This is a genomic window from Streptomyces sp. NPDC006235, assembly GCF_040613735.1.
In the GTDB taxonomy this organism is placed as follows: domain Bacteria; phylum Actinomycetota; class Actinomycetes; order Streptomycetales; family Streptomycetaceae; genus Streptomyces.
This window is the reverse complement of the sequence record NZ_JBEXSR010000004.1, coordinates 55,913-71,016: the sequence shown is the minus strand read 5'-3', so window position 1 is coordinate 71,016 and position 15,104 is coordinate 55,913. Positions and strand designations below refer to the sequence as shown.

Sequence of the window (15,104 nt, the reverse complement as noted above, 5' to 3'; positions counted from 1 at the left end):
GCGGTCGCGGTCCCGGTTCCGGATTCGGCCTGAGCCCCTGGTGCCTCCCCTCCGGTCGCGGCTTCGGCCCATGACCCAGTCCCGGCTGCGGCCGATGCCCCAGCCCCGGTCCCGGGACGGCTGCGGTTCCTCCGTCGGCACGATCGCCGGCGCCGCCTCCGGCGCCGGTTCCGCTTCCGGTTCACCGTCCGCCTCCGGGCGGGACACGACGATCTCGCTCCACACCTGCTTGCCGCCGCCGACCGGCACCGAGCCCCACGCCGCCGACAGCGCCTCGACCAGGAAGAGCCCACGGCCGCCGGTCGACTCCCAGTCGACGACCACCGGCTTGGCCGGCGCCCGTGGCGAGGAGTCGCTCACGGTCACCCGCAGCCGGTCCGCGGCCAGGGTCAGGTCCAGCCGGAGCGCGCCCTGCGTGTGCACGAGCGCGTTCGTGACCAGTTCCGACACCACCAGCAGCACGGTGTCGGCCTCGTCCACGACGCCCCACGACCGCAGCGTGCGCGCGCTGAACCGGCGGGCGTGCATGACCGCGTCCGGCAGCCGCCACACGACCCAGCCCGCCCGCACCGGCCGTACCCGCATCCCGTCGTAGCGCAGCAGCAGCAAAGCGACGTCGTCCTCCCGGCGCCCGGCCTCGCCCAGCAGGTCGTCGGCCATCCGCCCCGGGTCGGCAGGATCCGCCGCGGCGAGCAGCTCGCGCACGATCCGCATGCCCTCGTCCAGGTTCAGTTCGGCCGACTCGACCAGGCCGTCCGTCACCAGCGCGAGCACCGAGCCGGGCGCCAGTGCCAGCGCCGTCAGCGGGAACTCCGCGTCCTCCAGCACGCCCAGCGGAAGCCCGCCCTCGACCGCGATCTCCTCCGTGCCGCCGTCGGGATGACGCACCAGCGGGGACAGATGTCCGGCCCGCACGAACAGCGCGTTGCCCTCCTCCATGTCCAGCTCGACATAGCAGCACGTGGCGAACAGGTCGGTCTCCATGCCCACGAGCAGCCGGTTGGCGTGCGCGACGACCACGTCCGGCGGATGACCCTCCACCGCGTAGGCCCGGACCGCCGTGCGCATCTGGCCCATGATCGTCGCGGCCCCGGCACTGTGCCCCTGCACATCCCCGATGACCAGGGCGACCTTCCCCTCCGACAGGGCGATCACGTCGTACCAGTCGCCGCCCACCTGGAGGCCGCGCCGGGCGGGCAGATAGCGGGCCACAGCGATGCCCCCGGGCAGCTGGGGGAGGCGGCGCGGCAGCAGGCTGCGCTGGAGCATCGTCGCGAGTTCCTGCTCGGCGTCGTAGGCGTGCGCGCGGATCAGGGCCTGCCCCACGAGTCCCGCGGTCGCCGTCAGCAGGGCCCGCTCCTCGGGCGCGAACTCGTGCGGCGCGTCCCAGCCGACCAGGCACACCCCGGCCACCCTGCTCTTGGCCGGCAGCGGCAGGACCGCGAGTCCGCCGGGGCCGATCCCCGCGAGGCCGGGTTCCAGCGCGGTACCCGCCGGCCACAGGCTCATCCGCCCGTCCCGCAACGCCGCATGGAGCGTGGGCAGAGCCGTGACCGGCGCGTCGGGCCACTCCGAGCGCCACTCGGAACGCCACAGCTCCGGCCAGGCACCGGCACCCGGCGGATCGAGCACGGTGACCGCCAGCCGGTCCTCCAGCAGTTCGGCGAGCGCCACCCGGTCGGCACCCAGCGGCTCGCGCAGCGCGGCGACCACCACGCGACTGACGTCCCGGACGGTCGTGGCGTCGTCGAGCGCGGCCGTCAACCACTGGATCCGGGCGACGTCGCTGGCGCTCCGCCGCAGCACCGGGGCCGCGGTCACCACGCCCAGCACCCGCTCCGGGGCACCGTCGGGCCGCTTCAGCACCCGGCAGCTCAGGCGCAGCCAGCACAGTTCACCGGTGGCCCGGCGGGTCCGGAACTCCAGCTCCCGGCGCCCGGGGGTCTGCGGGGACGGTTCGATGACCGACAGCAGCGCCGGGACGTCCTCCGGGAGGCTGTACGAGAGCAGGGTGTCGGTCTTGCCGTCGAAGCCGCCCTCGGGGATACCGACCAGTTCGAGCAGCGCCGGGTCGGTCTCGACCAGCCCGGTGCCGGGTGTCAGGGCGAAGGAGCCCACCCCCAGGGCACGCAGCGCGGAATCCAGCAGGGGCGTGGGGGCGGACCGGTCGGCCTCTCCCCGGAGCCGCCCGGAGACCGCCTCGGCGTACCGCTCCAGGAACTCGCGCTGCTCGGCGCCGAACCCCTCCCCGGACTCTCCCACCACGGCCAGGCACCCCAGCCACCCGCCGGCCGCGCCCAGCGGCACCGCCCCCAGCGGCGCGCCCGTGGCCCCGCCCTCCTGCCGGCCCGCGAGCCACAGCGGCCGCCCGCTGCGGAAGGCCTCGACCACGGCGGACCCGCTGTCCCCGGACACCGCCGCATAGCCAGGCGCCGGAGTGGGCGAGGTGCCCCCGCCGTGCCGCACCCGGCCCGGCAGCCCGTACCGCTCCGGCTCGGCACCGGCGGACTCCACCAGCTGGAGCTCCGCCCCGTCCTCGCTCCGTACGTACACCGCCGCCATCGCCACTCCGGCGAACGCCAGGACCCGCTCCCGCGCGGCGGACTCCGGCGTGGGGCCGGGCGAACCGGCGCCCCCGTTCCCCGGCACCCGAAGACCGGGAACCGCGGCCTGGGCATCGCCGTAATGGGGCATGTCCGCATCCACCTCCCGTCCATGCCGCAGCCACCGGCAGGTGGGAGTCCCCGGAACTCAGGCGACGACGACGCGGAGGATCCACGCCCACGTGAGCGGCAGGACACCCTCACAACAGAATCGCATACCTGGATAACAGCGACATATGGGATGGAGGCAGGGGATCGGGCCAGGGGCCCCGTCATCCAGGGCGACAGGTCGCTCGGGGACCAGGAGACCGGCTGATGAGGCGCGGGGAAGCGTGAGCAGCCTGCTGCGGCGAACGGGCCCGGTGACCGACGTCCACCGGGCCCGCCCGCAGCGACGGTTCAGCCGACCCGGCAGGGCAGGCTCGTCGTGCTGTCACCGCCCGAGCCCGAGACGGTGTATCCGAACGTCGCACTCCTGCCCGGATCGAGGGAGCCGTTCCAGCCGGCGTTGTGGACCATCACCGACTGGCCGTTGTAGGTGGCGTTGCCGCTCCACAAGCTCTCGATCTTCTGGCCGGACGGCAGCGTCCAGTCGACCATCCAGCCGAGCATCGGGACGGTGCCGGTGTTGGTGACGGTCACCTCGGACTGGTAGCCGCCGTTCCAGCTGCCGGTCGTCTTGCGGGTGGCCGTGCAGGTGCCGGGCACCGGCTCGGACGGGGTGCCCGGCTGCTTGATGCCGGTCACCTCGCCGTTGCCGCCGTCGAAGACGACGTCCGAGCAGGAGTAGAAGGTCTCCTGGCTGTCGGAGCGCTGCCAGACCATGTAGATGATGTGGCGGCCCGACTTGCCCTCGGGGAGCTTGCCCGTCCAGGCGTAGTTGGCCTCGACCGTGCCCGGGGAGCCGTTCAGCGGCGGGTGGTCGACGCTCAGGAACGGCCGCTCCTCCATGTCGTTCCAGGTGAGGGTCTTCGTCGGGTCGAAGCCGTCCTTGGTGATGTAGACGTAGAACCAGCCCGGGTGCGCCGCCCAGGCGTTGTACGAGAAGTCGACCGTCGCGCCCGAGGTGAGGTGGGTGAGCGGCCAGTCCTTGCTGGGCGTGTTGAAGCCGGTGAAGTTGGTGTTGCCGCCGCTGCACAGCTCGCCGTCCGGTACGAAGCCCCGGGTGCGGCCGGCGCCGTCCGAGCGGAGCACCGAGAACCAGTTGTAGAACGGCGTGGTGCCGCTGACCTGCTGCGCGGCCCGGCAGGCCGGGTTGACCGGCTTGATCTCGCCGGTGTCGGTCAGACCGTCCTGCCAGCACAGGAAGGTACGGCTGCCGGGCTTCATGGGCGTGCCGTGCGCCTCTGCCTCGCCACCGACCGACATGACCAGGCCGAGGGCCGGAACGGTGACGAGGAGGGAGAGCAGGACCAGGAAGAGGGCTCTGGTCCGGGTGGAGAGCGCTGATCGGGGCGTGGGGGATCCCCCCGCGTTTCTTGTCAGGATCATGACAGCATCGTCCGTTCCTCGAGGTACGGGCCTGTGGATGCGTGTACGCGGATGCGCGGGGCGGGGGCACTCGAGGGCGGGTTCCGGTCCACCGTTATGGGAGCGCTCCCACCCCGCTGTTGCGGAAGTTAGCGCCGGACCGCGCGATTGTCTACGGCCGCGGCGCAGACCAACCGCCGTCGGGTTTTGTGAAGTTGACTTTGCTTCCCCTTCACGATTGGCTGCCGATCCGACCTTTCATGATCGGGGGGATCCCTTTGAACCACACCGTCCGTGCGAACCGCACCATCCGTACCGCCGTCTGTGCCGTCGCCGCTGCCGGTCTCGCGCTCGCTCTCAGCTCCTGCTCCGAGGCGGTCGACCAGGTCGACAAGGCGGTGGACGAGACGTACGAGGTCACCTACGAGGTCACGGGCAAGAACGTCGACTCGATCGAGTTCCACGGCGGTGGCGGCAAGGCCATGGAGCCGAAGATCGAGTCGGTGTCGAAGCCCGAACTGCCCTGGAAGAAGACGGTCACGCTGCGCGGCATCATGCCCGCGGCGGTCATGCCGGTCGCGGCCGATCCCGAAGGCGCCCAGGTCACCTGCAAGATCATCCATAAGGGCAAGGTGCTCGAGGAGCAGAGCGCCGACGGGCTGGTGACCGCCGGCGGCTGCACCGCGGAGTCCCCGATCGGTAAGTAGCCCGAGTCGCGAGGGCCCCGGGCGGCCCGCTGTCCCACGCGCGGAGTCCCGGCCGGGCTCAGGTCGACGAACCGAGTCCCGCCGAACCTCCGGGTCGACGAACCGAGTTCCTCCAGGCCTCCGGGTCGACGAGCCGAGCCCCGGCCGGTCTTAGGTCAGCGAGCCGAGTCCCGGCCGGGCTCAGGTCGACGAACCGAGTCCCGCCGAATCTCCGGGTCGACGAGCCGAGTCCCGGGGCCGGACCTCAGGTCGACGCACCCCGAACGGTGACCGACCGATGACCGACCGATGACCGCGAACCCCTGCGGTCATCACTCCGGGCCGCCCAACACCTCCCGCACCCATCCCAGTTGACGCCTCACCTGCACCGCGTCGCCCCCCTCGTGCCCGTTGAACGGATACGCGTGGATCTCCTTGCGAGGAGCAGCCGTGCCCGTCAGCTCGGCATAGCGGTTGAACGCCGCGTACGCCCCGCTCGGCGGGCACACCGTGTCCCGCAGCCCCACACCGAAGTGGGCCGGGGTCTGGGCGCGACGGGCGAAGGAGACGCCCTCGACGTAGGACAGCGTGCGGTAGGCGTGATGCTCGGCGCCCCGGTGGACGGCGAGGTAGGACGCGATCTCGCCGTACGGCCCCGCGTCCGTGAGGTCGAGCGCGCGGCGGATGCCGCACAGCAGCGGGGCGGTGACGAGCAGCGCCGCCAGGTCCGGGACCAGTCCCGCGACCGCCAGGGCCAGTCCGCCGCCCTGGCTGTTGCCGACGGCGACGGTCCGCGCGGGGTCGACGCCGGGCAGTTCCCGTACCGCCGTGACCGCGCGGACCGCATCCGTGATCAGACGGCGGTAGTGGTAGTCCTCGGGTGAGAGCAGGCCGCGTACCGCCGGGCCGGGCCCGCCGGGCGCGGTGGCGTGCGGATCGGGCGTGTCACCGCCGCACCCGTACTCGTCGCCCTGGCCGCGGTTGTCCATGAGCAGGTGCGCGTACCCGGCGTTGACCCAGGTGAGGCGTTCGTGGGGGAGGCCCCGGCCGCGCCCGTACCCGGCGAACTCCACGACGGCGGGAAGGGGTTCGTCCACCCCGGCGGGTCTGCTGAACCAGGCGCGCACCGGGTCGCCCGCGAAACCCCGGAACGTCACGTCCCAGGTCCGGATCAGCCGAAGCCCCGTCTCCACCGGCCGCACCGACACCAGCGGGTCCCCTTGGTCGGCCTCCTTCAGGGTGCGCAGCCAGAACGCGTCGAAGTCGGCGGGCTCCCCGATGTCCGGGCGATGGCGCTCCAGTTCCGTCAGCGGCAGATCGAACGCGGGCACAGCGGCACCTCGCAGGAGTCGGTGGTCATCGCAGGAGTCGGTGGTCATCCAGAAACTTGCGAGGACGGCGGGCGCAGGTCCCTGGGGCCTACCCAGGTTTGACGCGATTCCAACGCGGCACAGACGCCCCAGCCGACTACCGTCGCCCCCATTGACAGCGCTTTCTGCTGCCCTTAAGTTGCCGCGAAGTTACCGGTAAGAGCTCGAAAGTTTCGGTTCCGCGTCCCATGCCCACGGGAGGCCCGAGCAATGAGCACGTCCACCACATCGGCCCCGCCGGGCACCGAGGATCCGCCTCCGGCCAGAGCCGCACCCCGACGCGGCGAGCGGGCACCCGCCCGGACCGGCTGGCGGCGGGCGCTGCGCCGCGACTGGCAGTTGTACTCGCTGGCGGTCCTGCCCCTGCTGTTCTTCCTGGTCTTCCGCTACCTGCCGATGATCGGCAACGTCATCGCCTTCCGGCGTTTCGAGCCGGGCGGGTCGATCTTCGGCGAGGAGTGGGTGGGGCTGCGCTATGTGCAGATGTTCCTCGACGACCCCACCTTCTGGCAGGTGTTCCGCAACACCCTGTGGATCGGCGGGCTCACTCTGCTGTTCTGCTTCCCGGTCCCCATCGTGCTGGCGCTGCTGCTCAACGAGGTGCGCCGGCGCTCCCTGAAGCGGTTCGTGCAGTCGGTGTCGTACCTGCCGCACTTCCTGTCGATCGTGATCGTCGCCGGCATCACGATGCAGATGCTGGCCAGTGAAGGTCCCGTCAACCACGTCCTCGGCTGGTTCGGGCACGAACCGATCCGCTTCATCCAGGAACCCGAGTGGTTCCGCACGATCTACGTCGGCTCGGAGATCTGGCAGACGGCCGGCTGGGGCACGATCCTCTACCTCGCCGCGCTCACCACGATCGACGAGGACCTGTACGAAGCCGCGCGCATCGACGGCGCCAACCGCTGGCAGCAGATCTGGCACGTCACCCTGCCCGGCATTCGGCCCACCATGGTCACGCTGCTGATCCTCAACATCGGCACGTTCATGGCGGTCGGCTTCGAGAAGGTCCTGCTGCTGTACAACCCGCTGACGTACCCGACCGCCGACGTGATCTCGACGTACGTCTACCGGGCCGGTGTGGAGTCCAACAGCTTCAGCTACGCCGCCGCCATCGGACTGTTCGAGGCGATCATCGGCCTGGTCCTCATCACGTCCGCCAACCAGCTCTCGCGCCGCACAGTGGGGACGAGCCTGTGGTGAAGCCGAGCCGTTCCTACCGGGTCTTCCAGGGCGTCAACGGGGTGGTGCTCACCCTCGTCGTGCTGGTGACGCTGTACCCCTTCGTCAACATCCTCGCGCGGTCCTTCAGCGGGGAGCGGCAGATCCGGGCCGGTGAGGTGACCCTGCTGCCCAAGGGGTTCAACCTCACCACGTACGAGATCGTGTTCCAGGACTCGATGTTCTGGCGGAACTACGGCAACACCGTGCTCTACACGGTCGTGGCGACGGCCGTGGCCATGGTGCTGACGACCTGCTACGCCTACGTGCTGTCGAAGAAGCAGCTCAAGGGCCGCGGCCTGCTCGTCGGTATCGCCGTGTTCACCATGTTCTTCACCGGCGGTCTGATCCCCAACTACGTCCTGGTCACCAACCTCGGACTGAAGAACAGCGTCTGGGCGATCGCCCTGCCCAACGCGATCAGCGTCTTCAACCTCCTGGTCATGAAGGCCTTCTTCGAGAGCCTGCCGACCGAACTGGAGGAGGCCGCGCAGATCGACGGCCTCAGCACGTACGGCACTCTGCTCAGGATCGTCCTGCCGCTGTCCAAGGCGGTCGTCGCGACGATGGTGCTGTTCTACTCGGTGTCCTTCTGGAACTCCTGGTTCAGCGCCTTCCTCTACCTGGACAAGTCCGAGCTCATGCCGGTCACCGTCTATCTGCGCAACCTCATCTCCGGCGCCACCACGGGCGGCAACGCCGGTGCCGCCGACGCACAGCTCAGCCAGGTCGGGGCCAACATCCAGGCGGTCACCATCGTGCTGACCTCGCTGCCCATTCTCTGCGTGTACCCGTTCGTCCAGCGCTACTTCGTCTCGGGCGTGATGCTCGGCGCGGTCAAGGGCTAACAAGGGAGTTTTCCGTGTCATCCGTGAAGAACGCAGGACAGCTGTCGCGGCGCCAGATCCTGGCCGCCGCCGGTTTCATCGGCCTCGCCACCGTCACCGGCTGTGGCAGCGGTGACGACGGCGGGGACTCCAAGGACCTGTCGAAGAAGAGAGACGGCGCGATGAAGGAGTACCGGGCCGGCCAGCAGTTCAAGGCGACAAAGCCGTTCTCCTTCTCCGTGCTGCACAACAACAACCCGGTCTATCCGATGAAGAACGGCTGGCTGTTCTGGAAGGAGCTGACCAAGCGCACCGGCATCACCCTGGAGCCCGTGGCCGTCCCCCTGGTCGACTACGAGAAGAAGAGAAGCGTCCTGATCGGCTCGGGCGACGCCCCGTTCCTCATTCCCAAGACGTACCACCCTTCGGAGGTCGCCTTCGTGTCGTCGGGCGCGGTCCTCCCGGTCAGCGACTACCTGCACCTGATGCCGAACTTCCGGGACAAGGTCAGGAAGTGGAAGCTGGAGCCGGAGATCGACTCCATCCGTCAGTCCGACGGCAAGTTCTACCTGCTGCCCGGCCTGCACGAACGGGTCAGGTCCGGCTACTCGCTGGCGCTGCGCACGGATGTTCTCGACCGGCTCGGGCTGAGCCGGCCCGGCACCTGGGAGGAGGTGCACGAGGTCTTCAAGGCCATCAAGGAGGAGTACCCGGACCGCTATCCCTTCTCGGACCGCTGGAGCAAGAACACGCCCTACCCGGCCGCCGCCCTCTTCAGCTACCTCGGCCAGGCGTACGGCGTCCGGGCCGGATGGACGTACGACAACATCAGCTGGGACGCGAAGGCGCAGACGTTCGCTTTCACCGGAGCGACGGACGCCTTCCGGCAGATGATCGAGTACGTGCGGAAGCTGGTCGCCGAGAAGCTGGTGGACCCGGAGAGCTTCACCCAGACCGACGACGAGGCCGCACAGAAGCTGCTGGCCGAGAAGTCGTTCGCGATCAGCGCCAACCCGCAGGTACTGGTGCAGGAATACCGGTACAACCTGCAGAAGCAGGTCAAGGGCGCGAAGATCGAGATGATCCCGGTGCCGCTGGGGCCCGCCGGCCCGGTCGTGTTGGGCGGCGCCCGGCTGGAGAACGGCGTCATGATCTCGAGCAAGGCGCTGAAGAGCGACAGTTTCGTCGCGATGATGCAGTTCGTGGACTGGCTCTGGTATTCGGACGAGGGCCAGCGGTTCGCCCGGTGGGGCGTCGAGGGCGTCACCTACACCCGCTCCGGTGGCCGGTACAGGACCAAGGACGGCATCAGCCTCATGGGCTCCGACCCGGACGCCCCGAAGGACCTGCAGAAGGACTACGGCTTCTACAACGGCGTCTTCGCCTACGGCGGCAGCTGGGAGCTCGTCTCCTCCATGTTCGGCCCGGACGAGAAGAAGTTCCAGGACGTCATGTCCCAGCGCGAGCAGACGCCCATCGCCCCGGCCCACCCGTTGCAGTCCTTCGAGCAGGAGCAGGCCTCCCTGTGGGAGACGCCCCTGAGGGACCACGTCACCCAGAACACCCTCAAGTTCGCCCTCGGTGAGCGCCCGCTGTCCGACTGGGACGCGTACGTCACCGAGCTGAAGGCGAAGAACATGCAGCAGTTCGTCGACCTGCACAACAAGGCCTACGAGCGGTTCAAGAAGGAGAACGGGTGATCCGCCGCCCCGACGCGCAGCCCGGGCGGCTGACCGGCCCCCGGCGACACCCCGCCGACGCCGGCCACCACGACCTCGCCCTGCGCCGCGACATCCAGGACTCGGCCGGACCCGCCCGCCCTTGTCGGTGGTCGGCCGTTGAGGCTGCCTTCGTCGGTTCGGTTCTGCGCGGCGGTGGAGAGGTCTTGGCTGAGCTTGCGCGTCGCTGTCGGTGGTCGGCCGTTGAGGCCGGCCTCGTCGGTCCGGCCCTGCGCCGCGATGTCCAGGACTCGGCCGAGCCCGCGCGCACCCGTCGGCGGCCGGCCTCTGACACCGGCCCCGTCGGTCCGGTCCTGCCACGCGGCGTCCAGGTCTCGGCCGAGCCTGCCTGCCCGCACCGGCAGCCGACCACCGACGCCGGCCGCGTCTACCTGCCCCTGATCCCGAGCCGTCACGAGAGCCCTCTCGTCGAACTCGCCCCGGTCGCCGACGAGATCCCGCCCTGGTGGGGCGAGCGGCGCCCGTCCGGCCGGAAGGCGGCATGAGCACCGTACGCAGCTCAGACTTCGGCACCGGAGCCCTCTCCCGCGCCTCCGCCCTGATCCACACCCTCCTCACCGTCGAGGCGCTGCTGCTTATCGCCGCCTCGCCGGGCCTGGCCGGACTGCTCCTGCTCGACCCCGACCCGGCCAACCTCCCCCTCGCGGCCCTGTGCCTGCTGCCCCTCGGCCCGGCCCTGTCCGCCGCGCTCTACGCCCTCCACCACCGCAGCCGCGACCTCACCGAACTGCGTCCGGCCCGCGCCTACCTGCGCGGCTGGCGGCTCAACGCCGTACCGGCGCTGAAGCTGTGGGCACCGCTGCTGGCCTGGCTGACGGTCATCGCCTTCACCCTGACCCACTTCTCCGCCACCGGCCTGCCCGGCTGGTGGGCGCTGCTGCTCGTGGCGATCGGCGCCGGCTCCCTCCTGTGGGGCGCGCACGCCCTCGTCCTCACCTCGCTGTTCGCCTTCCGCGCCCGGGACACCGCCCGCCTCGCCGGGTACTTCCTGTTCCGGCACGGCCGCGCCACCCTCGCCGCCGCCTCCCTGCTCGTCCTGGCGGCAGCGATGACCGCCCTGCTGACCGAGGCCCTGCCCGCCCTGCTGGCCGCCCCGCTGCTGCTGTCCCTGCTGCACGGCAGCCGCACGGTGATCACCGAGACCCAGGAGGACTTCACGGCATGACTGCGCCCCGCACGCCGAAGATTCCGTACGGCGGTGACTACAACCCCGAGCAGTGGCCCGAGACCGTCCGGGACGACGACCACCGCCTGTTCACCCGGGCCGGCATCGACACCCTCACCGTCGGCGTGTTCACCTGGTCCCTCACCCAACCGGCCCCGGACACCTACGACTTCACGGTCCTGGACCGCAGCCTGGACCGGGCCGCCGCCGAGGGACGCCAGGTCTGCCTGGCCACCGGCACCGCCGCCCTCCCGCCCTGGCTCGCCAAGCGGCACCCCGAGGTCAACCGCACCGACTTCGAGGGCCGCCGCCACCGCTACGGCCAGCGCCACAACTTCTGCCCCAGCTCACCGGTGTACCGCCGGCACGCCACCGCGCTGGCCTCCCGCCTCGCCGAGCGGTACGCCGACCACCCCGCCCTGCTCGCCTGGCACATCAACAACGAGTACGGCGGCGCCTGTTACTGCGAGCTGTGCGCCGAGGCGTTCCGCGAGTGGCTCCGTGACCGGCACGGCACCCTCGACGCCATCAACGACGCCTGGTGGACCACCTTCTGGTCCCACCGCTACACCGACTGGGACCAGATCGAGCCGCCCAGCGCCCTCACCGAACACTGGCGCGGCCCCGACCACACCGCCTTCCAGGGCATCACCCTCGATTACTTCCGCTTCACCACCGACGCCCTCCTCGGCTGCTTCCTGGCCGAGAAGGAGGTGATCCGCGCCCACGACCAGGACACACCGGTCACCACCAACTTCATGGGCACCTTTCGCCCCCTCGACTACCACCGCTGGGCGCCCCACCTCGACTTCGCCTCCTGGGACAACTATCCGCCCCTGGACGCCCCGCCGACCCGGCCCGCCCTCGCCCACGACCTGATGCGCGGCCTGAAGGACGGTGCCCCTTTCTGGCTCATGGAGCAGACCCCGTCCACGACGGCCTGCCGTGACGTCAACCCGCTCCGGCGGCCCGGCGAACTCCGCCTCGCCACCTTCCAGGCCATCGCCCACGGCGCGGACGCCGCCCTCTACTTCCAGATGCGCGCCTCACGCGGCGCCTGCGAGAAGTACCACGGGGCCGTCATCGCCCACGCGGGCCGCGACGACACCCGCGTCTTCCATGAAGTAGCCGGACTGGGCCGGGAGTTGGAGTCCCTGGGCGACCGGACCCTCGGTGCCCGCACCCCGGCCCGCACCGCCCTCCTCTTCGACTGGGACAGCTGGTGGGCCCTGGAGATCTCCGACGGCCCGTCCCGGCTGGTCAAGTACCCGGACGTGGTCCACGCCTACTACCGGGCCGCCCGCGAGGCCGGAGCCGACGTGGACGTGATCCCGCAGACCGCCGACCTCACGCCCTACGACGTGGTGCTCGCCCCCGCCCTCCACATGATCAAGGGCGACCTCGCCACCCGCCTCGAAGAAGTAGCCGCACGCGGCGGCACGGTCCTGGCCACCTTCCTCTCCGGTCGCGTCGACGAACACGACCGCGCCTTCCTCACTGACGTCCCCGGCCCGCTCGCGCCGCTGATGGGCGTCCGCGTGGACGAATGGGACGCCCGCCCATCGGAGTTCACCCAGCCCATCCCCGAACTGCAGGCCGAGGCACGGCTCGTCTTCGAGCTCGTGCTGCCCCGCGGCGCCGAACCGGTGGCCACCTACGGCACCGACTTCTACGCCGGCACCCCCGCCGTCACCCGCAACCGCTTCGGCGACGGCGAGGCCTGGTACGTCGCCACCGCCCTCGACCAACCGGGCGCCGACCGGATCGTCCGCCGCATCCTGGCCTGCCACGACCTGCTCGGCCCCTACGCCGACCACCCCGCGGTGGAGACCGCCACCCGTGTCACCCCCCAAGGCACCCCGCTCCTCTTCCTCCTCAACCACGCCCCCGAACCGGCCCGTCTGACGGCTCACGCCACGGCCACCGACCTGCTCACCGGCAAACGGGTGGACCAGGGCGAGCCCCTGGTCCTCGACCCCTTGGGCGTCGCGATCCTTCAATGAGGTCCTTCAACGGGGTCCTTCAATGGATCTGCCGCCCCCGCTCGTCCCGCACCCCCGACTTGCGGAAGAAGTAGCTGTTGATCTGGTCGCGCCACTCGCGGGCACTGCGGAGCTGCTCCTCGTACCGCTCCGCCACCCGCGCGTGCCGCGCCGGCTCGACCAGGTCCGCCAGGCCCGCCCACACGCGACGGGCCTCCTCGACCTCCTCCACCCCCTCGAAGTGCGTGTCGTAGATGTGCTGGATCACGGTCTTCCCGCTCTTCAGCAGATGCCCGTACGGCACGTGGTGGAAGAACAGCAGCAGCTCGTCGGGGCAGGTGTCCGGCGACTCGTACAGCCCGGCCCACGGCTCGGCGTACTGCCCGGCGTACCCGGTCCCGCTCGCCACGCTGCGGTCGACGCCGATGCCGTCCCGGTCGGCGAAGTGGTAGGTGCCCCACGGGCTGTACTCGTACCCGTCGACGCTCGGCCCGTAGTGGTGGCCCGGCTGCACCATGAACCCCACGCCCAAGGGCGCGGTGTACTTCTCGTACGTCCGCCACGAGCCGTCGAGCACCGCGTGCAGCCCGTCCGACAGGCGCTCGGGGGCCTCGGGGAAGGTCAGCCCGATCCACTCGTCGAGCACCTCACGCGGCTCGGCGTCCGGCCGCCAGGCCAGCCGTCCGAAGGTGTACAGGTTGGCCTGGGCGAGGGGATGCCCCGTCCAGAACCGGTCGTCACCGGCGTTGGACACCGCGACCAGCCCGCCCCGCGCCCGTTCCCCCACGGACGACTCCGGTTCGTGCCGGAACCGCAGCACCTCGCTCCACATCGGCCCCAGCCAGCAGACGTGCCGCTGCTGCCCGGTGTACTCCTGGGTGACCTGCAGCTCCACCGCCAGCCGGGTGCGCGGCATCGCGCCGATCAGCGGCGAGACCGGCTCGCGCACCTGGAAGTCCATCGGCCCGTGCTTCACCTGGAGCACGGCGTTCGGCGCGAACTCGCCGTCCAGCGGCACGAAGTGGTCGTACGCGGCCCGGGCCCGGTCCGTCGTACGGTCCCGCCAGTCCTGACGGTGGTCGTAGACGAACGCCCGCCAGTGCACGGTACCGCCGTACTGCTCCACAGCCGCGGCCAGCGTGTTCGCCCCGTCCGCGTGACTGCGGCCGTAGGCGAACGGGCCCGGCTGACCCTCCGAGTCGGCCTTCACCACGTACCCGCCGAAGTCGGGGATCGCCTCGTACACCCGTCGTGTCGCCGTGGCCCACCAACTCCGCACCGCCTCGTCCAGCGGATCGGCCGTGGGGAGTCCGCCGAGCACCACCGGCGCGGCGAAGGACACGGACAGGCGGGTGCGGATCCCATAGGGCCGCAGCACGTCGGCGATCGCGGCGACTTCGCCGATCCGGTCGGTCAGCAGGTGCGCCTCGGTCTCGTGCACGTTGACGTTGTTGACGGCGACCGCGTTGATCCCGCACGCCGCGAGCAGCCTGCCGTACGCCCGCACCCGCTCCAGGTCGCCGCGCGCCCGCCCGTCCTCCCAGAACAGCGAGCCGCCCGCGTACCCGCGCTCCACCTGGCCCATGACCGGGTGCACGGCGACGTTGTCCCAGTGGTCGAGCATGCGCAGGGCGAGCGCGGGGCGGTGCGTCTCCGGCGCCCACGCACCGGCGAACGCCGCCTCCCCGAGCCGTACGACGTGGAACAGCCCGTACAGCAGCCCCCGCCCGCCGGAGGCGGTGACGGCCGTCGTGCCGCCGTCGCGCGCGCACGTGAAGCCCTCGTCACCGAGGCTCTCGTCACCGACGTCGAGGACCAGGTCGTAGGTGCCGTCCGCTACGGCACCCCGCACGACCCGGCCCCCGAACCGCCGGCAGGCCTCCGCCACCTCCCCGTGCACCGTCTCCACCAGCAGCCCCGACCCACGGATCAGGGTCCGCCGGCTGCCGACCGCACGGAAGGCGGCGGGCGGCAGCCAGGCCGGGTCGACACCCTCGGGCAGGACGGGCACGGGAAGCGGCATCGGACCCCCAACTCGGCT

The 15,104-nt window shown here is 70.9% G+C and carries 10 protein-coding genes and 1 pseudogene; 7 read left to right on the top strand and 4 right to left on the bottom strand.

Going from position 1 to position 15,104, the window contains the following annotated elements; all coding sequences use genetic code 11:
• Positions 1-204 precede the first annotated feature (204 nt).
• Positions 205-2,694: pseudogene (locus ABZ192_RS06390) on the bottom strand (SpoIIE family protein phosphatase); the annotation flags it as partial.
• Between the two features lie 308 nt (positions 2,695-3,002).
• A complete protein-coding gene (locus ABZ192_RS06385) occupies positions 3,003-4,094 on the bottom strand; it encodes a lytic polysaccharide monooxygenase (protein WP_356923378.1) in 1,092 nt (363 codons plus the stop codon).
• Between the two features lie 257 nt (positions 4,095-4,351).
• On the opposite strand from ABZ192_RS06385, the gene ABZ192_RS06380 reads away from it, so the two are divergent.
• Positions 4,352-4,780 (top strand): MmpS family transport accessory protein, encoded by a 429-nt coding sequence (locus ABZ192_RS06380; RefSeq protein WP_356923377.1) that lies wholly within the window; start codon positions 4,352-4,354, stop codon positions 4,778-4,780.
• A 311-nt stretch (positions 4,781-5,091) separates the two neighbouring features.
• Here ABZ192_RS06380 and ABZ192_RS06375 read toward each other — a convergent pair whose 3' ends face one another.
• Positions 5,092-6,090, bottom strand: coding sequence for an acetylxylan esterase (locus tag ABZ192_RS06375; protein WP_356923376.1), 999 nt, complete (start codon positions 6,088-6,090; stop codon positions 5,092-5,094).
• 249 nt (positions 6,091-6,339) lie between these two features.
• Between ABZ192_RS06375 and ABZ192_RS06370 the strand changes: the two genes are divergently transcribed.
• From ABZ192_RS06370 to ABZ192_RS06345, 6 genes are read left to right on the top strand one after another with little or no spacing between them, the layout of a single operon-like run.
• Positions 6,340-7,332 (top strand): ABC transporter permease subunit, encoded by a 993-nt coding sequence (locus ABZ192_RS06370; protein ID WP_356923375.1) that lies wholly within the window; start codon positions 6,340-6,342, stop codon positions 7,330-7,332.
• Positions 7,326-8,198 (top strand): carbohydrate ABC transporter permease, encoded by an 873-nt coding sequence (locus tag ABZ192_RS06365; RefSeq protein WP_356923374.1) that lies wholly within the window; start codon positions 7,326-7,328, stop codon positions 8,196-8,198. The genes ABZ192_RS06370 and ABZ192_RS06365 overlap by 7 nt, the downstream gene beginning before the upstream one ends.
• 23 nt (positions 8,199-8,221) lie before the next feature.
• Positions 8,222-9,877, top strand: a complete 1,656-nt coding sequence (locus tag ABZ192_RS06360) for an extracellular solute-binding protein (RefSeq protein ID WP_356923594.1) — start codon at positions 8,222-8,224, stop codon at positions 9,875-9,877.
• Positions 9,874-10,401, top strand: a complete 528-nt coding sequence (locus ABZ192_RS06355; protein ID WP_356923373.1) for a hypothetical protein — start codon at positions 9,874-9,876, stop codon at positions 10,399-10,401. The genes ABZ192_RS06360 and ABZ192_RS06355 overlap by 4 nt, the downstream gene beginning before the upstream one ends.
• Complete coding sequence (locus ABZ192_RS06350) at positions 10,398-11,081, top strand: hypothetical protein (RefSeq protein ID WP_356923372.1); 684 nt, start codon at positions 10,398-10,400, stop codon at positions 11,079-11,081. The genes ABZ192_RS06355 and ABZ192_RS06350 overlap by 4 nt, the downstream gene beginning before the upstream one ends.
• The gene (locus tag ABZ192_RS06345) at positions 11,078-13,084 is read left to right on the top strand and encodes a beta-galactosidase (RefSeq protein ID WP_356923371.1); all 2,007 of its coding nucleotides are present in this window, start codon (positions 11,078-11,080) and stop codon (positions 13,082-13,084) included. The genes ABZ192_RS06350 and ABZ192_RS06345 overlap by 4 nt, the downstream gene beginning before the upstream one ends.
• Positions 13,085-13,103: 19 nt before the next feature.
• Here ABZ192_RS06345 and ABZ192_RS06340 read toward each other — a convergent pair whose 3' ends face one another.
• A complete protein-coding gene (locus ABZ192_RS06340) occupies positions 13,104-15,086 on the bottom strand; it encodes an alpha-glucuronidase (protein ID WP_356923370.1) in 1,983 nt (660 codons plus the stop codon).
• Between the last annotated feature and the right edge of the window lie 18 nt (positions 15,087-15,104).